Annotated in this window: 24 protein-coding genes; 8 read left to right on the forward strand and 16 right to left on the reverse strand. The window is 41.1% G+C overall.

Translation table 11 applies throughout. The features are described from left to right. Positions 1–25: 25 nt before the first annotated feature. The gene (locus tag F0227_RS04660) at positions 26–172 is read right to left on the reverse strand and encodes a hypothetical protein (RefSeq protein WP_171752014.1); all 147 of its coding nucleotides are present in this window, start codon (positions 170–172) and stop codon (positions 26–28) included. Between the two features lie 316 nt (positions 173–488). On the opposite strand from F0227_RS04660, the gene F0227_RS04665 reads away from it, so the two are divergent. The 4 genes from F0227_RS04665 to F0227_RS04680 all read left to right on the forward strand — a co-directional run bounded on the left by F0227_RS04665 (position 489) and on the right by F0227_RS04680 (position 4,075). Further along, a complete protein-coding gene (locus tag F0227_RS04665) occupies positions 489–1,745 on the forward strand; it encodes a DEAD/DEAH box helicase (RefSeq protein WP_171752015.1) in 1,257 nt (418 codons plus the stop codon). 118 nt (positions 1,746–1,863) lie between these two features. Continuing rightward, the gene (locus tag F0227_RS04670; protein ID WP_171752016.1) at positions 1,864–2,238 is read left to right on the forward strand and encodes a hypothetical protein; all 375 of its coding nucleotides are present in this window, start codon (positions 1,864–1,866) and stop codon (positions 2,236–2,238) included. A gap of 269 nt (positions 2,239–2,507) precedes the next feature. Next, on the forward strand, positions 2,508–2,975 hold the full coding sequence (locus F0227_RS21835; RefSeq protein ID WP_216613329.1) for a hypothetical protein: 468 nt from the start codon (positions 2,508–2,510) through the stop codon (positions 2,973–2,975). Further along, complete coding sequence (locus F0227_RS04680; protein ID WP_171752017.1) at positions 2,975–4,075, forward strand: GGDEF domain-containing protein; 1,101 nt, start codon at positions 2,975–2,977, stop codon at positions 4,073–4,075. The genes F0227_RS21835 and F0227_RS04680 overlap by 1 nt, the downstream gene beginning before the upstream one ends. 36 nt (positions 4,076–4,111) lie before the next feature. Here F0227_RS04680 and F0227_RS04685 read toward each other — a convergent pair whose 3' ends face one another. The 4 genes from F0227_RS04685 to hrpA form a co-directional block, all read right to left on the reverse strand. Further along, on the reverse strand, positions 4,112–6,232 hold the full coding sequence (locus F0227_RS04685; protein ID WP_171752018.1) for a response regulator: 2,121 nt from the start codon (positions 6,230–6,232) through the stop codon (positions 4,112–4,114). A 148-nt stretch (positions 6,233–6,380) separates the two neighbouring features. Continuing rightward, positions 6,381–6,992, reverse strand: coding sequence for a class I SAM-dependent methyltransferase (locus F0227_RS04690; protein WP_171752019.1), 612 nt, complete (start codon positions 6,990–6,992; stop codon positions 6,381–6,383). A gap of 244 nt (positions 6,993–7,236) precedes the next feature. Beyond that, positions 7,237–7,716 (reverse strand): outer membrane beta-barrel protein, encoded by a 480-nt coding sequence (locus tag F0227_RS04695; RefSeq protein ID WP_171752020.1) that lies wholly within the window; start codon positions 7,714–7,716, stop codon positions 7,237–7,239. Positions 7,717–7,822: 106 nt separating this feature from the next. Further along, complete coding sequence (gene hrpA / locus F0227_RS04700; RefSeq protein WP_171752021.1) at positions 7,823–11,773, reverse strand: ATP-dependent RNA helicase HrpA; 3,951 nt, start codon at positions 11,771–11,773, stop codon at positions 7,823–7,825. A 143-nt stretch (positions 11,774–11,916) separates the two neighbouring features. Here hrpA and F0227_RS04705 point away from each other — a divergent pair, with 143 nt between their 5' ends. Further along, positions 11,917–12,276, forward strand: coding sequence for a hypothetical protein (locus F0227_RS04705; RefSeq protein WP_171752022.1), 360 nt, complete (start codon positions 11,917–11,919; stop codon positions 12,274–12,276). Here F0227_RS04705 and F0227_RS04710 read toward each other — a convergent pair. After that, a complete protein-coding gene (locus F0227_RS04710) occupies positions 12,271–12,999 on the reverse strand; it encodes a sulfite exporter TauE/SafE family protein (protein ID WP_171752023.1) in 729 nt (242 codons plus the stop codon). The genes F0227_RS04705 and F0227_RS04710 overlap by 6 nt on opposite strands. Before the next feature lie 251 nt (positions 13,000–13,250). Here F0227_RS04710 and F0227_RS04715 point away from each other — a divergent pair, with 251 nt between their 5' ends. Continuing rightward, positions 13,251–13,697: a TerB family tellurite resistance protein gene (locus tag F0227_RS04715; protein ID WP_171752024.1), complete on the forward strand. Its 447-nt coding sequence runs from the start codon at positions 13,251–13,253 to the stop codon at positions 13,695–13,697. Positions 13,698–13,804: 107 nt separating this feature from the next. Here F0227_RS04715 and F0227_RS04720 read toward each other — a convergent pair whose 3' ends face one another. From F0227_RS04720 to F0227_RS04765, 10 genes are all read right to left on the reverse strand, one after another. Beyond that, complete coding sequence (locus tag F0227_RS04720; RefSeq protein ID WP_171752025.1) at positions 13,805–14,335, reverse strand: 3'-5' exonuclease; 531 nt, start codon at positions 14,333–14,335, stop codon at positions 13,805–13,807. Between the two features lie 40 nt (positions 14,336–14,375). Continuing rightward, positions 14,376–15,911 (reverse strand): sensor domain-containing diguanylate cyclase, encoded by a 1,536-nt coding sequence (locus F0227_RS04725; protein ID WP_171752026.1) that lies wholly within the window; start codon positions 15,909–15,911, stop codon positions 14,376–14,378. Between the two features lie 224 nt (positions 15,912–16,135). Then, on the reverse strand, positions 16,136–16,609 hold the full coding sequence (locus F0227_RS04730; protein ID WP_171752027.1) for a DUF2947 domain-containing protein: 474 nt from the start codon (positions 16,607–16,609) through the stop codon (positions 16,136–16,138). A 16-nt stretch (positions 16,610–16,625) separates the two neighbouring features. Beyond that, the gene (locus tag F0227_RS04735) at positions 16,626–17,219 is read right to left on the reverse strand and encodes an HD domain-containing protein (RefSeq protein WP_171752028.1); all 594 of its coding nucleotides are present in this window, start codon (positions 17,217–17,219) and stop codon (positions 16,626–16,628) included. After that, entirely contained in the window at positions 17,212–17,796 is a 585-nt protein-coding gene (rimJ, locus tag F0227_RS04740) for a ribosomal protein S5-alanine N-acetyltransferase (protein WP_171752029.1), read from the reverse strand. The genes F0227_RS04735 and rimJ overlap by 8 nt, the downstream gene beginning before the upstream one ends. After that, positions 17,796–19,343 (reverse strand): transcriptional regulator TyrR, encoded by a 1,548-nt coding sequence (gene tyrR, locus F0227_RS04745; protein WP_171752030.1) that lies wholly within the window; start codon positions 19,341–19,343, stop codon positions 17,796–17,798. Before tyrR ends, rimJ begins: the two co-directional genes overlap by 1 nt. 135 nt (positions 19,344–19,478) lie before the next feature. Continuing rightward, positions 19,479–20,516 carry a TIGR01620 family protein gene (locus F0227_RS04750; protein WP_171752031.1) on the reverse strand — a complete coding sequence of 346 codons (1,038 nt, stop codon included), beginning with the start codon at positions 20,514–20,516 and terminating at the stop codon, positions 19,479–19,481. Continuing rightward, positions 20,513–21,901: a YcjX family protein gene (locus F0227_RS04755; RefSeq protein ID WP_171752032.1), complete on the reverse strand. Its 1,389-nt coding sequence runs from the start codon at positions 21,899–21,901 to the stop codon at positions 20,513–20,515. The genes F0227_RS04750 and F0227_RS04755 overlap by 4 nt, the downstream gene beginning before the upstream one ends. A gap of 165 nt (positions 21,902–22,066) precedes the next feature. Further along, entirely contained in the window at positions 22,067–22,252 is a 186-nt protein-coding gene (locus tag F0227_RS04760) for a hypothetical protein (protein ID WP_171752033.1), read from the reverse strand. Between the two features lie 138 nt (positions 22,253–22,390). After that, positions 22,391–23,905, reverse strand: coding sequence for a fumarate hydratase (locus F0227_RS04765; protein WP_171752034.1), 1,515 nt, complete (start codon positions 23,903–23,905; stop codon positions 22,391–22,393). Positions 23,906–24,070: 165 nt separating this feature from the next. Between F0227_RS04765 and pabB the strand changes: the two genes are divergently transcribed. Together pabB and F0227_RS04775 are read left to right on the forward strand one after the other, a co-directional pair. After that, on the forward strand, positions 24,071–25,486 hold the full coding sequence (gene pabB, locus F0227_RS04770) for an aminodeoxychorismate synthase component 1 (RefSeq protein ID WP_171752035.1): 1,416 nt from the start codon (positions 24,071–24,073) through the stop codon (positions 25,484–25,486). Continuing rightward, on the forward strand, positions 25,479–26,069 hold the full coding sequence (locus tag F0227_RS04775; protein ID WP_171752036.1) for a CoA pyrophosphatase: 591 nt from the start codon (positions 25,479–25,481) through the stop codon (positions 26,067–26,069). The genes pabB and F0227_RS04775 overlap by 8 nt, the downstream gene beginning before the upstream one ends. The last annotated feature ends 126 nt before the right edge of the window (positions 26,070–26,195 follow it).

The raw sequence follows: 26,195 nt of genomic DNA on the forward strand, positions 1-26,195 counted from the left end.
GTACTCGCTTGAAGCAGATTTTACTCTAGCCAGTGTTGTTTAAGCTCTCTTCTACAATCGCTCCTATAGGGCTTATTACACTTTTATCGCCTATAGATAGAGATGTGCTCACCACTACTGACGTTGAAAGTACGGCTGAAATCATTACGATCAGCTTAGATAGCTTAGACATAGTTTTTATTCCTGTTTTTCTTTTCGATGGCAGCAGGATATCAACATGTTCTTTGGCAGAAATTGCGCCGTGCAATTTTGCAATGATTAATTATGATTACGGCACTTAATTCATATAAGGTAATAACGGAGAGAAAATGTTTCGAAAGTATAAAATTCCCGTTGCACTGTTAGTGCATATTCGTAACGAGTTGGATTAATCGGGCAAAAAATAGTCTTATCCTGCTAGCGTAAACTAAGCGGGTAAACACATAGATAATTTGCTGATAGCTAGGTAAACTATCCAGCTATTATCTTAGCCTAGACCACGTAACTGAATGACCAATGCAACCACTCCAGCCAACTTTGACCAGCTTGGCCTTATTTCGCCTTTATTAGCTCGATTAACTGAACTAGATTATCAGCAGCCTACCCCGATTCAGGCTCAAGCGATTCCTGAAGTACTATCCAATCGAGACATTATTGCGGGTGCGAATACAGGCTCAGGTAAAACGGCTTCGTTTGCGCTACCGATGCTGCAGAAAATACACTTAGACGGGCCAATAAGCAGCAAAGACGCTAAAGGTAATTATGTTACTAATCTAATACTGGCGCCGACTCGCGAACTCGCAAAACAGATATCAGACAGTATCAAGTCCTATGCCGTGTACTTTAACGGCGCAATTAAAACTGTCGCGGTTTTTGGTGGCGTGTCAGCCAATACTCAAATGCTTGCTCTACGCGGTGGAGCAGATATTGTGGTTGCAACACCCGGACGATTACTCGATCTCATCTCGAGTAACGCATTGAAACTCAATAGAGTTAATACCTTAGTTCTAGATGAAGCTGACAGAATGCTAAGCCTCGGTTTTACTGAAGAGCTATCACAAATAACAGCGCTATTACCGAGTAAAAAGCAAACACTACTATTTTCCGCTACATTTCCTGAACAAGTTGATCTTTTAGCGAAAGCACTTCTTCAAGATCCAGTAGAAATACATCTACAAAGTACCGACGCCAGTACTCTGGTTCAACGCGTCTTCACGGTAAACAAAGGTGAAAAGACTGCGGTCGTTGCTCACTTAATTAAACAGAACCAGTGGAAACAGTCGCTGATTTTCGTCAATGCTAAAAATCGTTGTGAAAACTTAGCAGATAAGCTGTGCAAAAGAGGAATCAACGCAGATGTCTTTCATGGCGATCTAAGCCAAGGGGCTCGAACCCAGATACTTGACGCATTTAAAGCGGGTAGGCTTGAAGTATTAATTGCTACAGATATTGCTGCTCGTGGTATCGATATAGAAAAACTGCCGGTGGTGTTTAATTTTGACTTACCGAGAAGTCCTGCGGATTACATGCACCGTATTGGTCGAAGTGGTCGAGCAGGAGAAATAGGTCTCGCTCTTTCACTTATCGACTATCAAGACTATCACCATTTCAGTATCATTGAGAAAAAGAACAAGATTCGCCTTGAGCGAGAGCAAGTAAATGGTTTTGAAGTAGACAACGAAGTCAATGACGCCCTAGCCGCTCTTGAAAAGCCTAAAGCTAAGCCGGCGGGAAGCGGAAAGAAAAAACGCAAAAACCGACGCTAAAAACTCGCAAATAGATAGACAAGAACAAGTGAAACAAATTGAGATATTACAGCACAATTTAATCGCAGCGCTATGAAAGCATAAACGTTGAATTGCTGCTTTAACAGGAGAACTTATAATGACTCAAACAACAAAAACCATGGAAGTACCTGTTGCTATCGCTGATAGAGTTCAGGCATTAATTGATGCACATGAAGCCAAAGAAAAATTTAATGCAGAGCGAAAAGTTGTAGTCAACGATTTATTGGCGATGGATGGTCTCAGCTGTGAAATGGCGGTTTATAGCCTATCTCAGGATGAGTTACTCGATACATTAAGATTTGTTTATGAACTTTCTGGCACCAACAGTAAGTTTGTTAAAAATATCCTTAATCAGTCGCGAGAAAATCCTAAAAAACTGCTTACTGACTCGCAGCGCTCATCAGCCAAGAGCTTGTTATTCAATTTACTGAACGATCCTTCATTGATCTCTGCGATGAACGAGATCAAATAGAAACCATTTAGCAAATTTGGGAGAGGCAACTCTCCTTTTTTGTTTTAAAGGCAAAATAGTGCTAATAACCCACTGTTAAAAAGCCGTTTTTACTCACCACTGCTTCGCCTAGCACTATATAACGACAAATTCACCACTCTTTTTAATCACCTTTGATCTCTTACTATGTGATCCGTCAACTATCTGCAATGAATGACATCAGATAGTATTATTGATAAGGGAAATGGATTCTTATCGATCACACGGATTAGCAAACATAGAGTACTACTATGATAACGTTCTATCGTAACTTCTTGTTGCTTTGGTCACTGCTGCTTAGTTTTTCGTCTAACGCTGCAGACGAAAGTTTGTATCTTGTCTATGACGAGAAAGTCATCGCGATACCTCTCGCTTCACTGCGCCTTCAATCAACTACTGAGCTCGAAATTTTCTCGCCGTTCCGCAATAAAGAAATCACTGTTCATGGTGTGTTTTTAGAATCGCTAATAAAACAGTACCTATTAATCAATCCTCAAAGTATTAAGTTGGTTGCCGTTGATAATTATTCCGTGACGATGAACAATTGGCAAGAAAGACACTGGTTACTTGTTACAAAAGAGGATGGCAAACCTATTACACTTCGTCAGCATGGCCCAATCCGGCTTATTGAGGTCGAATATGGAGACAGAGATCCGGCCAACTTAAGAAACTTTAACGATTGGATATGGATGATTAAACGTATAGAAGTAATTAAATAATGGCTAATTTGTCTAAATCAAGTTGGTTTTGGGTTAGTTTGGCAAGCCTATGTCTGCTCATTAGCATTGCTTTTGTGGAGTTGCTTTTTTTTTACCCTAAGGCTCAACGTTACTTTGAAAACAGTGGCAATATTACCGCGCAACCCTTGACGGCTCGCTCTCGTGAGTATTTGCACAACAGCTTAGAACTCATTACCGCCTCTCCACTTAGCTCTGAGGTTATTGAAGAAGTGGGTAAAAACCTTGATCTCGCTTATGGGCACCTTAACGTTAACTTATACCTATCTCAGTATCCTTGTGCGTCCACTTCGTTAGGCAGAATAGACAACTTAAGTTTACAACTTGTATCAACCTTTCCTCCGACATCTCAAAAATATACTCAAGAGCTGCTTAAGATACTCAAATGTGTTGAACATATTGAAATAAAGCAGGACATGAAAAAGTCTTCAATCGCTCTCAGTATGCTTGAGAATTTAAATTATCAGAGACAACTTCTAGCATGGGGCGCGCTCTTCGCACTTATCGCTGGATTGGTTTCTGTTTTGTTGCATTTAAATCAATCGAAAGTCATTAATCAAAATAAGAAAGAAAAAAATAAGTGGCTTAATAACGCTTTAAGGGATGCGCTAACCGGCGCATTAAATCGGCGAGCGTTTGATGAAGATTTGCCTCAATATCTGCTAGGGTTTAACCATCAATCTGAAGTGTTTTCGGTATTAATGTGTGATATTGACTATTTTAAGCAGTACAACGACTCATTGGGGCATGTTCAAGGTGACAAAGCATTACAGGTCATCTGCCACACGCTTTCCTCAACCTTAAATAGTAAAGACAAACTCTATCGTTATGGGGGTGAAGAGATAGTTATTCTCTTAAGCCAGACTGATCATCACTTCGCTTTAAAAACCGCGCAACAATTACTTATTCAGATACAAAATTTACAACTGCCTCACCCTACCAGCTCTTTTGGTTGCGTCACTATCAGCATCGGCTGCGCCACTATTGATGAGCCAATATGTAACGGAGAAAACATAGTCGAAGTCGCGGACCAGAGACTGTATCAAGCTAAGCAAGGAGGCCGTAATCAGATAGTCGCCTAATTAATTGCTGCCCGAAGCGGTATTTATTGAAAACCATTAACCCTTGCTTGAACACGAGCACATACACCTCAACATATTATTTATCACTTCACTAAGATCATCTATTTGCACAGGCTTAGTTAACACAGAACTAATACCCGCCTCGTTAAAACGTTGAAGATCTGCCTTCATAGCATCAGCGGTTAGAGCCAATATCGGTATGGTTCTTGAAATATTGGCACGGACAAACTCTGTTAACTGGATACCATTAAGGTTCGGCATTTTTATATCTGTTACAATCAAGTCATAATGTCTCTGCTTAAGCAGATGATTTTTAGCTATTAAGCCATCTTCTACGCTAAATACTACACAACCCAGATTTTCAAGCTGGGCGGTAATAATATTTCGGTTAAATAAGTTATCTTCTACGACTAAAACCTTACACTGCTTATCACACACCTGCCGTATCCTAATATTACTCAATGAATCTTTATCGTGAATTGCATAGCGCGATTTTAAGTAAATACTAATCTCTGTTCCTACATCGACTTTGGATTTAATCTCGACAAAACCCTTGAGTAAAACTAGGTATTCTTTTGCGACGCTTGCCCCTAATCCAGAAGAATTATCGCTATGTTCTACAAACTGTTTATAAGGCAATGCAAAACGTTTTAGGTTTTCTTCTGACATCCCTAACCCATTATCCTTAATTTTTATTTTAATCAGGCAACGAGCATTACTAATAACTTTGACGGAAAAGCTCACATCGATTGTTGAGTTTTTCTTGTTACTATCCGAGTACTTTATTGCGTTACTTAAGTAATTAAGCAGTATTTGTCGTAACTTTGTTTTGTCTAAATATATTTCACAATTGGAATTTCCGGTAAACGTCACTGTAAGGTGACTATCATTGATGAGCGGACTAATAATTTGCTTAACTTGACGGAAAAGATCATCTAGAGAAAAATATTCATGGTTTACTTCCATTACACCAGACTCAATCTTAGATAAATCTAGAACATTATCGATATGATTCTTAAGCGAGACAGAGGAGTAGTTTAAGGTTTCGAGGTGTTGTAGCATCTGATTTGAATCGTTTATCTGGCGTTCTTGATTAAATTTCATTATTCCGATAGTTCCAATAATCCCATTTAAAGGAGTACGGATTTCGTGACTCATCCTAGCCAGAAAACGACTTTTCTCAATATTCTTAGACTCTTCCAGTTTTCTAATTTTATTTGATTTTTTGTAGGAATTTAAAAGTATATAGTTGAAAAATAGAATACCAATAAAAAATATTATCAGCCCAAATAGGAACATCCTGGTTGAACTGTTGTACTCATTGAGATATTGATACTGACGATTACTATTGCCAGTAATAATATCATTCAATTTCAGATAGCCTTCTTCAATTCTCCTTTTTACCTGTATATAGTTAATATTAGTTTCAGAATATTCTACAAATGCATATTTATAATTGGATAATTTTTTACCAATAACTAATAATTGATCGTGTAATTTTTTGTCTTTAACTTGACTTGCAAAAATCAAAACACTCCCTTTAATATTTACGAATGAAAAATTAAACCGAGCGATAATTTCTTCTTTCCTTTTTACACTGTCTGTTAATTGAAACTCACGATCTAATTGGTACAAATAAAATATATCCACCATTAGGTCTATTACTGTATTTATTACCTCATGAGAATCAGAGTCAACGTCCAACTCAATAAATCTTAGTATTTCATTATAACCAACTCTTGCATGTTCAAGTGTCACTTCACTTAATTTTCGATTCTTCTCTTTATAAAATGCTAAAGACTCTAAATCATGAATGAACCTTTGATTAAACTCTTGATATACGGTTCTATTTTCATCGTACAACATGTCATCATCTAGATTTATCAGTTCGTTAGCTCTATTTAAAGACTTAACAAACGCCGATGTCGTTTCGCTATTTTCAGATAACACTAACTGTCTAGAGTCAAATACAATTTTGTTTAAAGTCTTTGCTACTGAGAATGAGTGTAATTGCTCCTGAATAGACGCTTTTTGAATGGTGTATATGTTATATAAATATAATGAGAGTAAAACAGAAGAAATTGTAATGAATAAGATGAAAACAACGTAAATATCATCCTTATTTTTTGTGATTTTTTTTCTTATATAGTTAATCAACTGACAATCCAACTTAAGTGATATTTGTCGAAAAGATACCACTTGAGCAAAATTACGTGATTGACATACTTTTAAATATTATTTTTTTATATGTTATTTTATCCATGCAATTTTTTAAAATAGGCCAGTTGAAAGAAAAACAGATGGTTTAAATTTTTCTCAGTACCACCCCTAGCCTTCCTTTATCACGTCCACCATCAGGCTCATTCACTAGCTTGGTTTGAACAACTCGTAGCCCTATTTCTTCGCACACATCTAACAGTTGTTTTATCGTAAACGAATCATAAAAAAACTCATTATTGAACATCGACCCCGTAAAAGGAGGTATATCATATTTAGAGCCACCGCTAGAGAGGATCAGTGCCCCTTTATATTTGAGGGATTGATACGCTTTGTTGAGCAAAATGGCGTGCTCTTGCCTAGGCAGGTGGAACATTGAGTCCCAAATGACAATGCCGTCAAATTGTTGAGTCGGTTGATATTTTTCTAAGTCACTCTGTTGCCAACTATGTTGAGGAAACTTAGATTTAGCGATACTCAATAACTTTTCAGAACGGTCTATCCCTAAGATATTATGTCCATGGGAAGAAATAAGGTCAGCAACAGGGGTACCGTGGCCACAACCCAGATCTAATACATGAGAATTGTCTGGCAAGTAACTCAGAAACAGCTCAAATAGCTCAACATCATTACTCGGAAGCTCTGTTCTTATACTGCACCACTGATCTGCAATGAGATCATACTCAGCTTTAGTTTGCATCCATGCTCCTTAGGCTAGTGATTCAATGTCCATGGCATTTAGTCAATGTCATAGGCCACTAGGTTAGCTCTAAACTACTTTCTACATAGCATACTCATCTTGACCGTTCATCTCCTTGAACTTGGCGATATCGAGTAAAACTAAGCTATAAAATAACACCAATGTCACAACTCAGACAAGGCTCAAATAGAAAACACCGCTAAAAAGCGGTGTTTTTTTATAGGGTTAGCTAGAAAACGTTCTTTTAAAAGAAATGGAACGTTGCGGTTAAGCTAAAGTTTGAAATATCTTTATCATCCGTTTTATAGACATTGTAGCCAGCACCCAATGAGACAGGTCCAAAGATAAAGTACTCTGCTCCAAAGCCGTACATCATATCTACACCATCATCTTTTTTGCCGCCAGACATATCCCATTTATGAACACCAGCTCTTCCGTACAGGTGCAAAGGGCCTAAATCTAGGCTTGGACGAATGGCAGCGAATACTGAGTCGGCCTTAACATCACTAGTCAAACCATCAATATCAAACTCACCATGATCAGCATAACCTGCTTCAATGCCTAAAATAGGCAACAAACCCGTTCCTACGTGAAAACTTGCCGCAGTGGATTTCTCGCCATCGTATTCAGATTGACCCACCATCGCGCCACCATATAAAAGTGCGTCTGCTGATACAGAACCTGCAAAGCCTGCTAACGCAAGTGCTATTATAGTCTTCTTCATACTTTACCTTCTTTTTTGTCATTATCATCAATGGCATTTTCTTGCCACTAATCGATATCAAAATTCATTTTTATTACTTAATGCTTAAACTATGCAAAAATCTTGCCTAACAAGCATCAATAGCGTTTTTAACTCGCTTATCGGAAACCGGATATGGTGTGCCAAGTTGCTGAGCGAAAAAGCTGACTCTTAACTCTTCTATCATCCAACGAATCTCTTTTACTGGCTCAGGTGTAACCATTCCTTTTGGAATCTTATTGAGCAACTCTTTGTAGTCTCCATAAACTGACTCTATTTTCAACATATGCAGCCTATCACGGTTTGGATCAATAGGTAATTTCTCCATCCTTCTTTCGATCGCTTTCATATATCGTAAAATATCCGGCAGTTTTCGCCAGCCCGACTCAGTAGCAAAGCCTTTAAAAATAAGCCCCTCTATCTGAGATTTAATATCTGATAACGCAAAAGCCATAGTGAAATCGACCTTGCCTTTCAGTTTCTTATTAATGCTAAAGGCTGTGGTAAGTATCGCTTCTACCTGAGTGGCAATATCGACGACCGTATCCCCTAGCTCAGCTCGTACTTGCTCTTTTAACTGTTCAAACTGCTCCGGCGTCCAAACCAATCCGCCTTTCTCTTCTATTAGCTTATCGATTCCACAGGCAATGCAATCATCTATCAGATCCAGCACTTTACCATAAGGGTTAAAATACAAACCAAGTTTAGATTTGTTTGGCAAATTACTGTGTAAGTACTTAATTGGTGACGGAACATTTAATAATATCAGCCTACGTTGCCCAGCTAACATGGCGGATTGCTGCTCTTGAGCGGTTTCAAAAAGCTTTATCTCTACACTGTCCTTACCATCAACCAAAGCCGGGAAAGCTTTAACCTCAAAGCCCCCTCTCTTTTGTTGATAAACCTTAGGAAGCTCGCCAAAACTCCAAGTATGCAATCCTTGCTGCTCAATATCATCATCCGCAACCTGTGACAGCGTTTGTTGAACCTTATCCTTTAAGCTCTCTTTAAGCTGATGGAGATCTTTATGCTCTTTAAGCTTACCACCGTGGTGATCAACGGCTCTGAATGTGATTTTTAAATGTTCAGGAATTTGTTGTTGGTTCCAATCTTCACGCAAAACATCCACACCACTCATCCGCTTTAATTGCTTCTCTAAAGCGTCTAACAACGGCATTTCCATGGCGGTTACGCTAGACAAAAATGCGTCAGCGTAATTGGGTGCAGGGACAAAGTTACGGCGTAGCGTTTTAGGTAGGGATTTTATCATCGAAACCAACAATTCATGACGCAACCCCGGAATTTGCCAATCAAAACCGGCAGGTTCTATCTGATTAAGAATAGGCAATGGAATATGTACCGTGACACCATCGTTATCATCACCAGGTTCAAATTGATAACTCAGTTTTAACTTAAAACTGTTTTGATGCCAAAAATTTGGATAATCCAACTCAGTTACGTGGCTGGCATCCCCTCTAAATAGCATCTCTTTTTCAAAATCTAGCAGCTCAGGAGTTTTTGCTCTTGCCTTTTTCCACCACGTATCAAAATGTCGACCAGATACAACCTCAGTGCCGACTCGCTGATCATAAAAATCAAACAGCTCATCGTCATCCACCAGAATGTCTCTTCGTCGAGATTTATGCTCAAGCTCTTCCACTTCTAGCAGTAATTTGCGGTTATTTTTAAAGAAGCGGTGACGCGTTTCCCACTCACCTTCAACAAGTGCAGAGCGGATAAAAATTTCTCGGCAGACATTAGCGTCAATATTTGAGTAATTAACCAGTCTCTTAGGAACAATTGGTACGCCATAGAGCATCACTTTTTCATACGCCATAACCGCGGCTTGTTTCTTCGACCAATGCGGTTCGCTATAACTGCGTTTGATCAAGTGCTTCGCTAGCGGCTCTATCCACTCAGGTTGGATCTTGGCAACGATTCTGCCCCATAGTTTGGAGGTTTCCACTAACTCTGCTGAAATAATCCACTTAGGCTGTTTCTTAAATAGACCCGATGCAGGGAAAATATGGAAACGCGCATTTCTCGCGCCCTGATAGTCTTGCTTCTCTTGATCTTTAATACCAATGTGAGAAAGCAAACCAACCAACAACGCGCTATGGACCGCTTGATAGCCGGCTGGGGTATCATTTAACTTGGTATCCATTTCTCGCATAGCTTGATGAAGCTGGAAATAGACATCCTGCCACTCTCGTATCCGCAAGTAATTAAGAAAGTCCTTTTTACATTGCTTTCTAAACTGGTTACCACTGAGCGCTTTTTGTTGTTGTTGAATGTAATCCCATAGGTTCACAAAAGTGATGAAATCCGACTCTTTATCGAAGAATCGACGATGTTTATCATCAGACGACTGCTGTTTATCTGATGGCCTTTCTCTGGGATCTTGAATAGACAAGGCCGAAGTGATAATCATCACCTCTTTTAAACAACCAAGCTGCGGCGCTTCTATTACCATTCGAGCAAGCCTAGGGTCAATAGGCAATCGGGACAACTTACGTCCCAACGAGGTTAACTTTTTACTGCTTCCCTGTTTTGTTACGCTAAACGCTCCAAGCTCTTCTAACAGCCGAACACCATCTTGAATATTTCGCTTATCGGGTGCTTCTACAAAAGGGAATGCTTCAATATCTCCCAAACCGATGGCGGTCATTTGCAAGATGACCGATGCTAAGTTGGTTCTTAAGATTTCGGGATCAGTAAACTCAGGCCGTGAGTCGAAATCCTCTTCCGAATAGAGACGAATACAGATACCTTCCGCAACACGACCACAGCGACCTTTTCGCTGATTAGCACTGGCTTGAGAGATCGCCTCAATGGGTAAGCGCTGAACTTTAGTACGGTAGCTATAGCGGCTAATTCTAGCGGTTCCAGGGTCGATGACGTAGCGAATACCGGGAACCGTTAGGGATGTCTCGGCAACGTTGGTAGAAAGGACAATTCGTCGCCCCGCATGAGGTTGGAAGACTCGGTTTTGTTCACCGGAAGACAATCTCGCATATAAAGGGACGATTTCTGTATCACGAAGATTTCGCCTGGTTAGTGCATCAGCAGTATCGCGGATCTCTCGTTCACCATTCATAAAAATAAGAATGTCACCAAGTCCTTCGTCGCACAACTCATCAACAGCTTCAAATATCCCTTCTAACTGATCTCTGTCATCGGCATCATCCCCTTTTAGAGGACGATAACGGGTCTCCACTGGAAAGGTTCGTCCCGATACTTCTATTATCGGAGCATCAAAAAAGTGCTGAGAAAAACGTTCAGGGTCGATTGTTGCAGAAGTAATAATGACTTTTAAATCTGGGCGTCGAGGAAGCAGTTCTTTTAGATAGCCCATAATAAAGTCAATATTTAGACTACGTTCGTGGGCTTCATCAATAATGATGGTGTCGTATTGATTCAAATAACGGTCGTGTTGAATCTCGGCCAACAATATCCCGTCGGTCATCAGCTTTATTTGAGTGTTATCCGATATCTGATCGTTAAAACGTACTTTATACCCTACATAGTCACCTAGGTTACTCTCCATCTCTTCCGCTATACGATTAGCAACCGAACGGGCAGCAAGACGACGAGGCTGAGTATGGCCAATTAAACCAAACTTTCCTCTGCCGAGTTCCGCGCAGATCTTAGGAAGCTGAGTGGTTTTACCTGAACCTGTCTCACCCGCAACAATCACAACTTGGTTTTCTGCAATGGCCTTGGCAATATCATCGCGCTTTTGACTAACAGGAAGCTGCTCTGGGTAGTCAATATGAACATTGTACTGAGTTCTCTGCTCAACAATCATCATAGACTTAGCGATATCCAGCGCTATTTCATCGAACACTGCATTTCTTGACTCAGCATTTTTGATCTTGTTTGCGCCAGAAATGCGCTTCTGCAATCTAAAACGATCTTTGATCAAACAATCATTTACAGCAGCCCTTAACTGTTTGGCACTGTTCGATTGGGAATGAGTAGACTTGGGGCTATTTTTTGACGCATTTTGCGATGAAGCGTCTGGCTGTGACGAGGTCAAAGCTTTACCTATTTTGTTCTTAAAATTGGCGCGATTGTATCACAGCAGGTATTAACTAAACTATCCCGATTGCATTTGTGTTTAGGTTTTCAGAGCATTTGCCGTTACAATATCAATAGCTTATTAATTATTGCAGACAATTTATGAAAACCTCTGAACTCATGGCGTTTCTTTTAACATTGGAAAATGACAAAGAGATAGTAACAGGTGAAAGCTGGTTGCCAGAGCAGCTCATTGACGCCTCGTTAGATGGCGAGTTTGTTAATCTCCAATTTGATAATGCCCCAGAAGAAGATGCCGGCGAATTTGAAGCTCGCGGCTTTGTAGAACATGAGGTCAATTTATTAAGAGACAAAATCGTTCAACTGTTATTTGACCAGTCTCTTTCTGCTAAAACCAAATCTGACCTGTTTCTGAAACTTGTCCTTCTTGCACATGAGAAAAGCAGTTCAGAAGTGGTTGAGATCTTGGAAGAAAACAAACACCTAGATCAAACTTCATAAAATAACGCCGCTTTGAACAATGGCACTCATTCCACTCGTTAGACACAGTACTAGTGCCCCCCACCGTATCCACTCTTTTGACACAAACTGCACACAATACAACGCGCTGCGATAGCCTAACCAAGCGGCAGGAAGAAGCGGTAGGCTGATAAGGAGATGCTTGAGAGTAAAATACCCGACAAAGTACTGAACGATTAATGACATCATAGAACTAAAGAGAAAAAACGCCGACAAGTTGCCTCTAAATTCGTTGGCATTTTGGTGCTGCAATAATATCGCCATTGGCGGCCCACCAATACTTGAGGTGGTCCCCATAAAACCAGACATAAAGCCCGCCAGCGCCATTCTATTTCGCGTTGGCTCAATTCGAAATGGCAGCACACTGATTAAAAGAGAAAGCAGCACTGCAATACCAAGCCATAAGGATAATGTGGCAGACGACACAATAGTTAATATCCCACCACCAATGATCGAACCGGGCACGCGACCAATTAACGCACTTTTTAGACCGCCTATCTCTATATTACTTCTGTTCTTCAAGGTATTAAGCAGTGAAATAACCAACGCGACGATGATTATTGGTGCTGGTACATAATCAACAGAAAGCTGAAACAGTATAGGGGCAGCAACAATGGCCAAACCAAACCCGATCGCGGTTTGCACAAATGAGCCGAGAAAAATGGCCGCCATAGCAAGAAGTGTTGTGGTACTGATATCAAACATAATGCAACACGTTAAATATAAAACGTTATTTTAACGACTTTTGTTCGATAAAGGTAAATTATTGTAATTAATTACTTGGTTTTTAGTAATCGCGCTACAATCTATTGAAAGACCAACAACTATATACTCAAGTAATTACAAGCAGCAAGATTCAGAGCGGAATCAACAGGTTCAGTTCAAGAAGGATAATCGAAGGAATGGCATCCCCTTTCAAGGTTACCGAGTATAAACAACTTACTAAGAGTTTAATTATGTTTTCTTCCATTACCTCGCTCTTTAAGCAGCTACTAGAAGGTGAAGACCTTTCAAAAAACGCAAACTACTCCCCTGACATCGCCATAGCAGCACTGTTGTGTGAGGTCGCGTTAGCAGATCAGCAAGTGGATAGCAGTGAACGAGAAGCAAAAATATCCTTGTTAATGAACCTAATTGACGTTGATCAGAATCGCGCCGAAGAGTTAATCAACAATGCAGAAAAGCAAGCCTCTGACTCTATCTCACTATATGAATTTACCAATCAACTGCGTCAATTAGAGCAACAAAAACGCTATCAACTGGTGCAAGCTATGTGGGAAATTGCCAACGCTGATGGAGTAATAGATCCACTAGAAGATGCTGTAATAAGACAAGTGGCAGAACTTCTCTATGTCGATCACAGTGATTTTATACGTGCGAAGCTAAGTGTCATTGATAAATAAAGATTTTGACGAGAATGAACAGCCTAAGGTGAGTCTCGAAGGCTGTTCGTTAAAATAGTCTTTTAGGTCATTAATTTGGTAATAAAGATCTGTCGATTATCTCATGTTCAAAGAAGAACCAAGGCTAATTTGGCTAAGTTGTACGCATCAACATAGCCTGAATGTTGCCTACCTTCCCACTCAATACCCATCTGCTCCTGAGCCGCTCTATGACCAATACGTTTATCTTTCAGTCGCTGCTTTACCCGATACAAAGTCGCTAGATTGATATACTCGTTAAAAGGCATCGCGATATTTTTAGCTTCGCATTCCGCTTTTAAGATCGCGTCATCATGTCCCCATGCTGCATATATTTTGTTTGGGCCACCAAAATTTTTAATCATCGATTTGATTACAGATTGCAGTTCTCGACCCTGTTTTTGAACGGTTTTCGGGCTGATCCCCGTCAACTCGGTACAGAAAGGAGAAACTTTATCCGACTGAGGCTTAACATAGTATTGAGCCCGCTTAACGATCTCATTGTTTAGCAAGTCAATCTCAGCCAACCCGACTTCAATAATCTCACCAGTGGTTCCTACACCATCAACGTTCCAACAACACATTTCCAGATCGAAACAAACGATGCGGTTGTAATTCATATTATGCCTTTTGGGGAAAACGAAAACTCGACGCGGGATTTTAGCTCATCTCGTCATTTGCGCCCAGTATTGATACACGGTTACGGCCAAATTTTTTGCTTTTGTACAATTCTAAATCTACTTTTTGCGCAAATGGCTCCATCTCCTCGCCTTTATACACTGCTCCACCCAAGCTTATTGAGACATGAATATCTCCTTCAACTTTAAGAGGATTGTCACACACACTGGTTCGAAGAAGATCGGCGAAAGTGAACAGTTCACTCACCGTTGATACACTGGTGATCACGTAAAACTCATCCCCTCCAACTCGGAAAAGTTTATCCTGTTCACTAAGAGATATGGATACTTGATTTGCAATATGGGCTAATGCCGCATCCCCAATAGGATGTCCATAAAGATCATTGATTGTCTTAAAATTATCAACATCAAATGTGATTAAAGAGAAAGGAAGTTTTGCCTCAATCAACTGTTTATACACTTCGTTAAAAGCCCTGCGATTAAGCGCATTGGTATTTGGATCGTGAGTGACTAAGTAGTTGAGCTCTTTTGTTCTTTTCTCTAACTCTATCTCTAGAATTTCATTTTGCTGGCTAGTTTTATAAACAATTCGTGAAACAAGAATGGAAATGACAATACCGGATAACGCGATAAAAAATAACGATATTCTGTCACTATTCGAAACTTGCCGACTAAATTGGAACTCCAGAGACCATGTTCTATTAGGAAATCGGATAGAACTTGATAGTTGATAAGAGTGTTTGTTTCCCCACTTACCACTTTGATACAAAACCGGATCATCATCAGAGCTATAACCCATGTCTTTTATTCTTACCGCGACTGCATTGCTGTTCATGGAGTTACCAATCAATGAGTCAAAGTAGACACTCGCTCTAACGACACCAATGACCACGCCTTTCAATACATCACTTTCACCATAAAAGGCAGGAGAATAGACTAAAAACCCGTCGGCTGGTTTAACATTGTGGAGATCGTCTTGTAACAGGGTGACTTTATCAGAAATGTTTGCTGCTCTATCACTAATGATAGAGTTCTTGACACGAATAAAGCGTTCTTTGACGGAGTAAAAGCCAAGAACTCGTAAGTTCTCTTTAGTTGGTGGGTAAACATCTGTCGCTACGTATATTGGTGAAATAGATTTATCTACCACGCCTTTAAAGACAATGTCATTTTCTGTTGCAGTATAGAGTTTAACAAAAGGTCGAGCTTGTTGTATTTCCGCCAGATGTGCATCCAGATTTTCTAACTCCACTTTTTCCATCCACTGAACCGCGATTAAACTGGCGGACCCTTTCATCATCTCTTTACTAAAATCAGCAAAGTGATACCAATCATGTTTGTCGGTAGCATGGAAAAAGTTAGCAACAGAACTTATTGAGTCAATATCACTATAAACCTGACTTTGTAGCAGACGAGTCCATCTCTCTACTGCTACTTCATCTAGCTTAATGGAGTTGCCTCGTTGAATTTGCCAGATTGTCGCCACTCCAATGAAAGTGATGACCATAAAAATCGCAAATACTACTGTAGGACGTAAACCTAAATCTGCTTTGCTCAACATCCAACCTATTTAGTGATTATAAAACCAAGTTATATACAGTTTAAGACGGATTTTCACCCTTCACCAATTGTTAATGAGATCTCTATTAAAAACTCACTTCAATCGAACAATTAACCAGCAAACTTTTGATTAACTGTATATGAAAAGAAAACCGCCTAGAGTGAACTAAGCGGTTTACACGAAATGCTGCTAGATACTTTTACGGCGTATCTAACTAAAAATTATTGTCTAACACCAAGTTTTACTTTGCCATCGCTTGAAAACCATAGGGCTTCATTGCGTCTGCGACCAATTAAAATAGGGCCATCATCAAAGAATAAAAAGTTTTTCCAATGGCGCTTGAAGGTACGCCACTTCGTTTCGATAACGTTATACTTTTCATAACAGAAGTAGATGGTAACATCGTCTTGCCAGTCAATGTGATTGAGCACCCCTTCCGGTAATGCGCTATCGTCGCTATCCCATGCGTCGATCCAGCGAACTTCATCGCTCCAGTTACTTTTCTTCGACGGCCAATCTTGGCTGCTTAATCTATCCGCATCAGGACTTTGCTGGCTTATGTTATCTTGCCACAACTGAGCAGATCGAACTTGACTCATCGGTTTGATATTTTGTAGTTCACTCTCTTCTACCGGCAATGACTGATGGGTAAAGATCCATTTTCGGTTGTATTCATTAATATCAATGTATGACATTTTCACTCTCGTACTGTTATGGTTTCAACCAACCGTTGGCAACGGATTCATCAATAATTTCTAGTGCTTTTTGCCATAACACTTCAGAGCCTTTTTCAATTCTCTGATTAATATTGATAACTTGTTGTCTTGCTATACCGTGCTCAACCCAGCTTTGGCCTTGGCTATTATGATTCATCAAGATCGGTATAATTCGGTCGATTGCTTTAGCAAATTTTGCATCATCGCTCTCTGCCTTCTCAAATTCTCGCCAGATGGTAAAAAGTTCTTCACCTTGGTCATCTGGTAGCATGGCAAATAAACGCTCGGCTGCTTGCAGCTCTTTCTGCTCTTGTTTTTCTGACTCGATTTGGTCGTAAACAAATGTATCACCCGCATCAATTTCAACAATATCATGCAGTAAAAGCATTTTTACCACTCTAGAAATGTCCACAGGTGCGTTGGCATGCTCTTGCAGGAGAATGGCCATCAAAGCAACGTGCCAACTATGCTCTGCGCTATTTTCCAATCGATGGCCATCGCATTTCACCCGAGTGCGTCTCAATACGGATTTGAGTTGGTCCAACTCCATAATTAAGGCCATCTGTTTTATCAATCTTTGATTAGTCATTATTCTCTCGCCAATTAGGGTTAATTAACGCAGTAAGTTTATGATCTTGCCATTTACCGTCAATCAGTAGGTACTCTTTGGCATAGCCTACGGAGTGAAAACCGTTAGCCATCAGTACTGACTCACTTCTATTATTGTGTGGCATATAGCTGGCAGATATGCGGTGCATATTTTGTTCACTAAACATCCATTCACATGCAAGTTTAAGCGCCTTACGCATCGTTCCGCGCCCTTGAGCTTCCTTGTCTAACGAGTAGCCAACATTGCATGAGTGAAGAGGAAAACGAACTACATTACTGAATGAAACGGTGCCGAGCATTTTTCCGCTAGGCAGGTCGATAATCAGACAGTAGAAACCTAAGTTCAAAGCATGAAGTTCGGTTAACTTAATCAGCTTTTTCTTCCAGCCTTGTTCGGTAAAAAAGGCTTCTTCCCTCACTGGTTCCCACGGTCTTAGATACTCACGGTTGCGAGTAAAATAGTCGCTAATTAACTTACTGTCTTCTTTTTTTGCTAAACGAACCTGAACATCACCATTTCGCAAATTCATACTATGGAATTTAAAATCACGCCACATTACTTTTTCCTAATACCATAATCACGAAGTTTATTGGCAATAGAGGTGTGGGAAACACTTAATCGTTTAGCCAGTTTTCTACTCGATGGGAATGATTGGTAAAGTCTGTCTAAAACTTTTGTTTCATAATCTTTCATGATCTCGTCAAGAGAACCTTCTAGGCTGACACCAACGTGATTCACAACCGCCGAATCTACTTTAGGCAACTGAAAATCATCAATAGTCAATTCCCCATCTGTCATTCGAGTCACCGCTCTAAGCACTGTGTTGTCGAGCTCTCTGATGTTTCCCGGCCATTGATAAGAGGATAACTCATCTAGCGTTTTAGCGGATAGCAACGGTTTCTCAATTCCTAATTCTTGACAATATCGTTTTAAAAACAGGTCAACCAAGCTCGCCACATCGTTGCTACGTTCACGCAGTGAAGGAATCGATAAGGTCAACACATTGAGTCGATAATAAAGATCTTCCCGAAACTCACCCTTTTCAGTCAATTCTGCAAGGTTCTGTTTTGTCGCGGCAATTACCCGCACATCCACATGAACTTCGTGCTCTTCCCCTACTCGACGGTAAGTGCCATCTTGTAGAAATCTGAGTAGTTTTATCTGTAGATGCGAACTCATTTCGCCAATTTCATCTAGAAATACGGTTCCACCATCTGCCTGTTCAAAAATACCTTTATGGCCAGTACCTTGGTTAAACGCCCCGGGCGCATGACCAAACAGTTCTGTTTCCGCCACATCATCGGGCATAGACGCGCAGCTCAGCACTAAAAACGGGGAAGTAGAACGTTGAGAACGGTTATGACACGCACGAGCAAGCATTTCTTTCCCTGTGCCAGTTTCCCCTTCGATTAACAGCGGTTGATCAAGCATAGCCAGCTTTTTCGCTTGGCTAATAAGCGCTTTATGTCGATTAGAAAGCCCGACAAAATGCTCAAATCCAATGGCATTGCTTTCTGGTAAAAAGGTGACCTTAGCGTGATGTTGCGAGTTGGATTTTAAAGTAATTACCGCACTTGCTAATAAAGGCTCTTCACTATTCTCACCTTCAATATAGACAGGAACAACTTCCAACAGGTAATCAAGACCATTAACAACCACACTCTCTCTTTTCCGATTCACATCTTCTTCTAGCCAATGAGAAAAATTGAAACCTGAAATGTACGATTGGAATTGTTGGCCTATTAGTTCATCAGAGGATTTATCCAGCAACTCACCGGCGGCATGGTTAGCCATGTCGATATTACCTTTGAGATTGACGGACAGTACCGGTTCAGGAAGATGAGAAAGCAACGAAACCAACTCGGTATTATGCCTTTCACTAGGCATAAATTGAATTTTTCGCACATCCGTTACACCAGAGATACGCCTAATTTGTGCCATTAGCTCACTGAATACCTCAAAATCTATTTCAGGGCAGTTGAGGTAAATAATACCAATGACATCAATTTCTATGCCTCGTAAATCGATATTCATCGATGCGAGCGTATCAAGTAACTCACGAGTTAGGCCTAGTCGATCTTCACATAAAACTTCAAGACGCAAGACAAAATCCTTAAGGGTGTCAGGAAAAGTTGACACCAGTTTGAATTAAGGACTTTCTCTCGTCAAGTGAGGGTTGTAAAAGCTGAAATTAATAAGCAGATTTCGCTGTTTTTTGCTCAAATAGTCATCATTTTGTTACAACTTACTTTTAAGCTCTAGTAATAACGCTTTTCGGATTTCTGATAACTTAACTTGATTGTCGCGGTTCCAAGGCATAGGTCTTAACAATGACATGGCTTTCAATCCAAGTCTCGCGGTTAAGATACCAACCCCAAACCCTTGCGCGACTCGTGCAGATACCTTGCCCGCCAGATCCATTGACAATAGATCGACGCCCGCTTCTGTAGCAAGTTCAGAGGCACCCGCAGCGGCCATATTAACAAGAACCAGTTTAAACAGCTGCAGCCGAGACCAGTAGCCGAGTTCAATACCATAGATGTCCGCTAATTTGTCTATCAGTTTAAAGTTACGCCACGCCACCAATAACATATCTGCAATGGCCAGCGGGCTAATTGCCACTAATGCGGCGGCTTCTGTAGAGAACTTAGCCACCAGAGCTTTGGCTTGCTTATCTTGTTGGCTAACAACCATTGCGTCATACATCTCCAGAATCTCGGCGTCACTGTGAGAACTCGTTACTGAATTTCTCCAGCGATCCAGATGAGGACTTTCCGCTATAGTCCCTGACTCTTTGGCTAACTTTTCACAAAAATCAGTCCCTTTACCAACGCTATCGCTGTTTAATAGCGCTTCACTCTCTTGATGAACGGTAAAGTGACGTCGTAACTTACGTAAGCGCCATAACTCTTTTGCCAGAACTGAAATCCCCACGCCGGCAATCGATACAATAAAGGCAGACCAACCAATTGAGAGCCAATCTGCGCTTTGATAAGCGGTAACAACATTATTGATGGCTTGCCAGCCAACAAGGCCCGAAAATGAGGTTAGTACCCCTGTGGCAAACCATTTTCTATTTTTACTGGGACGAATAACTTGCTCTAAGTTCTGTTCGTGCTCCCCTTCTTCATCAACCTGTTCCATCTCGACTGGCACAAACTTAGCCGTCGGTTCGAACGCTTGTTGTAGCGTTAAATCATCATCAGTAACTTGCTTAGCCTCTTGCTCACTATTTAACGGCTGCTGGAAAACTTGCTTAGACTTTAGCTCACTCATTTTAGTTTATCTCCAATCAAGTACTGCAATGCCTTATCAACTCGTATATGAGGCAAGGGGATATCGATTTCTGTCTGATTTGGTCTGAAGTTATTAAAATCGAAATGACCATTTTTCCAGAACTCTTCGCCGGGAAGTTTTTTAGGAACATCGCCGGGATAAAGCGTCATGGGTTGATCATCGCAAGTCGTGCCTTGTATGGCAGGAATGCTGTTCTCACCGTCGGACACAAAACCGTTGGTTGTCGCCTGAATGGACGCAATGCTAATGCACTCCATAGCGATGTTCTCAAATGCGGCATGTTGCCATGATGGATACACCATTTGCTGAAGAAGTGACACCAGATTCGCATGCTGGTCTGGGGTTATATGATCCGCTTTAGTGGCAGCAAACAACAACTTGTCGATTCTTGGTGAGAATAACCGTTTCAACATTGATGAGCGGCCATAACGAAAGCTCTTCATTAGCTGTTCAAGAGCGGACTTCATATCAGTAAAAGATTCGTGACCACTGTTAAGTGGCTGTAAGCAATCCACCAGCACGATTTGACGATCAAACGTTGAAAAGTAATCTTTATAAAAACGTTTAACGACTTTTTGCTGATACTCTTTATAGCGAGATTTAAGCATTTGATAACTGGAATGTTTATCTGCTTTGTCTAGTTCATCTTCTCTACCCAATAACTGATAAGGGAAGAACTGCAACACAGGGGCGCCTTTTAAATCTCCCGGTAACACAAATCGCCCGGGCTGCACCCAGTGTAAACCCGCCTGTTTACAACTAAACAGATAATCGGTATAGCATTGTGCGACCTGCTCTAGCTGTTTCTCATTAGCTTCAGCAAATGGCTCTATGGCGTCTATCTGTTGTAACCATGCTTTGGCGAGATCGCGTCTAGTACCCGTCAAACCATCAAATTGTGTCTGACACCACTGCTCATAAGTTAAATCCAATAGTGGCAAATCAAGCAGCCACTCTCCCGGATAATCGATAATATCGAGATAGAGGGTCGCCGTCTGGCTAAAAATTCGCTTGCTGCTCTTTGTCGGCTTATAACGCAAGGCGAGACGAATTTCGCTGACATCTTTGGTTGGTACTGGCCAATGAGGTGGCTCGGAATGAAGCGCCGTTAATGCATCATCATAGCTAAAACGGGGCACCAATAAATTTTGTTGCGGAACGCGTTTCGCTCCAATCAAATTCCCTTCCCGGGACGCGTTAAGCAGCGGTAGTTTCTCTGACCCAGCAGAGTGCAGCAACTGATTAACGAGTGATGTGATAAATGCAGTCTTACCCGCTCTTGATAAACCAGTCACAGCGAGTTTGAGATGACTGTCCATTCCGCGATGGAGAAGATCATTCATTTCTTGGCGGATGTTTTTCATTAATATTTCCTCTTACTTCGCAACAGAGTAAGACAATTGCATTATTAATTCCACGCTGTTTAACTTCCTTTACAAACAAAAACGTCCAACCATTAGGTTGAACGCGAGTCCCCAACAAATCTCAGGATTATACTCAAGTGACCTCAAGGTGCCTGAGTATATAAGTTAATCATCTTCAATTAATTTATAAATGACAAATAGAGCCAATTCTAATAGTAGCGTCGTCACGACAGCAATCACGACCCACTGTTGATTAAAGATAGCGATACCATTTAACACCAAGTCACGCGCGACATAGAAGCCAACTACTATGGCAATAATAACTTGAAGAATCTGTACAAACCTAGCCATAACGTCTCCTTAGGGTTTATATCAAGCTTAATAAGTGATTTTTAAAAGTGATCTCTTTGAGTAACCGTCTGACAAAAAATAATGCGTATAAACAGCAGGTAAGGCTAACTGATTTGCCCTACCTGCTGATTAGGTTAATTACTTTTCTGCTTCTGCAATTTTTACTTTCCAAGTATCTGGGCCAATCTGGTGAGCATTCGCTCCGGTAGAGTCTACCGCAACCGTCACTGGCATATCTTCCACTTCAAACTCATAAATGGCTTCCATACCCAGCTCTTCAAAAGCGACAACACGTGCTTTTTTAATCGCCTTAGCCACTAAGTAAGCAGCACCACCAACCGCCATCAGGTAAACCGCTTTATGATTTTTGATTGACTCAATAGCCGCCGGTCCGCGTTCTGCTTTACCAATCATTCCGGTAAGACCCGTTTGAGAAAGCATCATGTCAGTAAACTTGTCCATTCGGGTGGACGTTGTTGGACCCGCAGGACCCACGACTTCATCACCTACCGCATCTACAGGGCCAACATAATAGATAAACTTACCATTAAAATCGACACCTTCAGGTAGCCCTTCACCACTCTCTAATAACCCCTGAATTTTCTTATGTGCAGCATCACGACCAGTCAGTATTTTGCCACTTAGTAATACTGTTTCACCGGTTTTCCACTCTTGAACGTCTTCTTTTGTCACTTCATCAAGGTTAACACGACGAGTATTCTCATCGGCTTCCCATGTTACTTCTGGCCAATCTTCCAGTTTAGGAGGGGTCAATTCTGCTGGACCTGTGCCATCTAGGGTAAAGTGTACGTGACGAGTCGCTGCACAGTTCGGGATCATGCAGACAGGTTTGGACGCCGCGTGTGTTGGTGCCGTCATAATTTTCACGTCAACAACCGTGGTTAACCCGCCTAAACCTTGCGCACCAATACCTAGCTTATTGACTCGATTAAAGATGTCTAATCGAAGCTCTTCTTCAGCATTTTCAGGGCCTTTATCAATAAGATCTTGAATATCAATGTGTCCCATTAGCGACTCTTTCGCTAATACCGCTGCTTTTTCAGCGGTTCCGCCAATACCTATTCCAAGCATTCCCGGTGGACACCAACCTGCCCCCATTGACGGTAATGTCTTCTCTACCCACTCAGCGACATCGTCGGAAGGGTTTAGCATAACCATTTTAGTTTTGTTTTCAGAACCGCCACCCTTAGCCGCGATCTGAATCTCTACTTTATCGCCGGGAACCATATCAATGTGGACAACCGCTGGCGTGTTGTCTTTGGTATTAATACGTTTACCCGCAGGATCACTCAATACGGATGCACGTAATGGGTTATCTGGGTTTGTATATGCTTGACGAACCCCTTCATCAACCATCTGTTGTACGGTTAAATCGCTTTCCCATTGAACATTCATACCGATCTTAACAAAGCAGGTAACAATACCCGTATCCTGACAGATGGGTCTGTGCCCTTCTGCGGACATGCGAGAGTTGATCAAAATTTGCGCAATGGCGTCTTTTGCGGCTTGACTCTGCTCTAAGTCATGCGCTTTTTCCAATGCTTTAACAAAATCTAATGGATGATAATAAGAGATGTACTGAAGTGCATCAGCAACACTGCTGATGAGGTCCTGCTTACGGATGACTGTCATTGCTTGCCTCTTTAATTGTTATGGTTTCAATGAGATACTTATCAACAATAGTTATTGTATATATACTCAACTGAACATTTAGATCTTAAAATTTTGAATTTATGATACTCTCGCTTCCAACAACACGCTATGTGGTGATTCAAGCCTTTGTCACAAATTAAGCAAATGATTAACAATAAAACTCACAAGTTCGACACTCACAAGATTGAGTATCAGCCAGATCTTGCTGTAACACTATTTCGCCCTATCGCCGATCATCCATGGTCAATGCTATTGCGTTCGCCTTCAACCACTCATCCGGATAGTCGATTTGATATCTTGGTAGCAAACCCAATTGCCACATTAGTAAGCAGAAAGCATCAAACTTACTTTCATAAGGGTGATTCGGTTACCGTCTCGCAAGCAGACCCTTTTGAATTACTGCAGCATCATCTCGATAATTTATTACCTAGATATACCAGCAATGATGATTTGCCTTTTGTTGGGGGAGCGTTAGGGTATTTTAGCTACGACTTAGGTCGTCGAGTAGAACAACTACCCGAGTTAGCAGAGAATGACATTGATATCCCAGAAATGGCGGTAGGCTTTTATCGTTGGGCAGTCATCGTTGATCACCACAAAAAACAGGCACATGTTGTTGGTCAAGATGTGCAGAACGCCTACCAATATCTATTAAGCCGTAAAGAAACCGATACTCACACTGAAACAGAGTTAAGACAGACGGAACCATCGACTCCTTTCTCTTTATCCAGTCAATGGCAATCCAATATGAGTGCCGCCGACTACCGTGGTAAGTTTAATAAAATTCAAGGCTACCTGCTTTCTGGGGACTGCTATCAGATCAATTTAGCGCAGCGATTTAAGGCTAACTATTCAGGTTCAGAGTTTGACGCTTATTTAATGCTAGAGAATCAAAACAGAGCGCCTTTTTCTGCATTTTTAAAGTTAGAAGAGAGTGCCATTATTAGTATCTCCCCAGAGCGATTTATTCAGTTATCCGCACAGTCCATACAGACCAAGCCTATCAAGGGCACTTTGCCTCGTTCTCAATGCCAACAACAAGACATCATTAATGCAGAGAAGCTGGCTCGTTCTGAGAAAGATCAAGCAGAAAACTTAATGATCGTTGACCTGCTACGCAACGATATTGGCCGAGTCGCCTTACCCGGTAGCGTTAGTGTGCCAAAACTGTTTGACGTAGAAAGCTTTCCTGCGGTACACCATTTAGTTAGCACCATTACCGCTAAACTGGATAAGCAATATCAACCCACCGATCTATTGCGAGCCTGTTTTCCCGGAGGCTCAATAACCGGAGCACCTAAAGTGCGGGCAATGGAGATTATTGAAGAGTTAGAGCCTCATAGGCGTACGGTTTATTGCGGAAGCATTGGATATATTAGCCAGTGCGGCACCATGGATACCAGTATTACGATTCGCACCTTGGTTGCGCATAACAATACCTTGTACGCATGGGCTGGTGGAGGCATCGTCGCGGACAGTCAATGTGATGCCGAATATCAAGAGACGCTGGATAAACTGAGTCGTATTTTGCCAGTATTAGAAAAGGCAGAACATGAATAAGCAGCAGTTACTTACCCAGTTTTCTTTACGTCTACCTGAACAGTATCACCACGAAGCCGTGAACAGAGCCTCCTCTGCCAATCCCAACCAGGTTCGTAAAGCGTCGGTACTCATTGGTTGCGTTGAGAGAGATGACCAACTGTTTGTGATTTTAACCAGACGTGCGAAGCACCTTAAGCATCACCCCGGACAGATTAGTTTCCCGGGCGGCAAGTATGAAGAGTCAGACAGCTCTTTAATACACACCGCATTAAGGGAGACTGAAGAAGAGATCGGAATTCATGCTGATCAAATATCTGTTGTTGGACTATTACCAGAACTGATGACGGTCAGTCATTTTATGGTGACCCCAGTGATCGCCCTTATTTCCAGTGATTATCAAATCCAGATGGATAGAAATGAAGTTGACGACGTATTCGAAGTTCCCGCTAGCCATCTATTTGATATCAAACAACTCTATACACAAGTATTCAAAATTAACCAACAACGGCATAGAGTTTTTGCGGTTCCTTATAATGAGCACTTTATTTGGGGAGTTACCGCACAGATCATTCAAGCTCTTCAACGTCAACTGCGTGAGTAAACAGTGTTCTTTTTGCCGAATTTATTTATACTGCTAATGGCATAAAGTAGACGCATCTTTCAGCTTTTTAGTCTGGGCGCAATTTTATTCTAAGCACTATTTTATTCTGAGCACGATCGATCTTAA

The organism is Vibrio sp. 99-8-1 (assembly GCF_013114595.1).
In the GTDB taxonomy this organism is placed as follows: Bacteria; Pseudomonadota; Gammaproteobacteria; order Enterobacterales; family Vibrionaceae; genus Vibrio.

Bases quoted from the DNA above. Each gene is read 5' to 3' on its own strand.
- F0227_RS04660 (WP_171752014.1), bottom strand. From the start codon at position 172: ATGTCTAAGCTATCTAAGCTGATCGTAATGATTTCAGCCGTACTTTCA.
- F0227_RS04665 (WP_171752015.1), top strand. From the start codon at position 489: ATGACCAATGCAACCACTCCAGCCAACTTTGACCAGCTTGGCCTTATT.
- F0227_RS04670 (WP_171752016.1), top strand. From the start codon at position 1,864: ATGACTCAAACAACAAAAACCATGGAAGTACCTGTTGCTATCGCTGAT.
- F0227_RS21835 (WP_216613329.1), top strand. From the start codon at position 2,508: ATGATAACGTTCTATCGTAACTTCTTGTTGCTTTGGTCACTGCTGCTT.
- F0227_RS04680 (WP_171752017.1), top strand. From the start codon at position 2,975: ATGGCTAATTTGTCTAAATCAAGTTGGTTTTGGGTTAGTTTGGCAAGC.
- F0227_RS04690 (WP_171752019.1), bottom strand. From the start codon at position 6,992: ATGCAAACTAAAGCTGAGTATGATCTCATTGCAGATCAGTGGTGCAGT.
- F0227_RS04695 (WP_171752020.1), bottom strand. From the start codon at position 7,716: ATGAAGAAGACTATAATAGCACTTGCGTTAGCAGGCTTTGCAGGTTCT.
- F0227_RS04705 (WP_171752022.1), top strand. From the start codon at position 11,917: ATGAAAACCTCTGAACTCATGGCGTTTCTTTTAACATTGGAAAATGAC.
- F0227_RS04710 (WP_171752023.1), bottom strand. From the start codon at position 12,999: ATGTTTGATATCAGTACCACAACACTTCTTGCTATGGCGGCCATTTTT.
- F0227_RS04715 (WP_171752024.1), top strand. From the start codon at position 13,251: ATGTTTTCTTCCATTACCTCGCTCTTTAAGCAGCTACTAGAAGGTGAA.
- F0227_RS04720 (WP_171752025.1), bottom strand. From the start codon at position 14,335: ATGAATTACAACCGCATCGTTTGTTTCGATCTGGAAATGTGTTGTTGG.
- F0227_RS04730 (WP_171752027.1), bottom strand. From the start codon at position 16,609: ATGTCATACATTGATATTAATGAATACAACCGAAAATGGATCTTTACC.
- F0227_RS04735 (WP_171752028.1), bottom strand. From the start codon at position 17,219: ATGACTAATCAAAGATTGATAAAACAGATGGCCTTAATTATGGAGTTG.
- rimJ (WP_171752029.1), bottom strand. From the start codon at position 17,796: ATGTGGCGTGATTTTAAATTCCATAGTATGAATTTGCGAAATGGTGAT.
- F0227_RS04750 (WP_171752031.1), bottom strand. From the start codon at position 20,516: ATGAGTGAGCTAAAGTCTAAGCAAGTTTTCCAGCAGCCGTTAAATAGT.
- F0227_RS04755 (WP_171752032.1), bottom strand. From the start codon at position 21,901: ATGAAAAACATCCGCCAAGAAATGAATGATCTTCTCCATCGCGGAATG.
- F0227_RS04760 (WP_171752033.1), bottom strand. From the start codon at position 22,252: ATGGCTAGGTTTGTACAGATTCTTCAAGTTATTATTGCCATAGTAGTT.
- F0227_RS04765 (WP_171752034.1), bottom strand. From the start codon at position 23,905: ATGACAGTCATCCGTAAGCAGGACCTCATCAGCAGTGTTGCTGATGCA.
- pabB (WP_171752035.1), top strand. From the start codon at position 24,071: ATGATTAACAATAAAACTCACAAGTTCGACACTCACAAGATTGAGTAT.
- F0227_RS04775 (WP_171752036.1), top strand. From the start codon at position 25,479: ATGAATAAGCAGCAGTTACTTACCCAGTTTTCTTTACGTCTACCTGAA.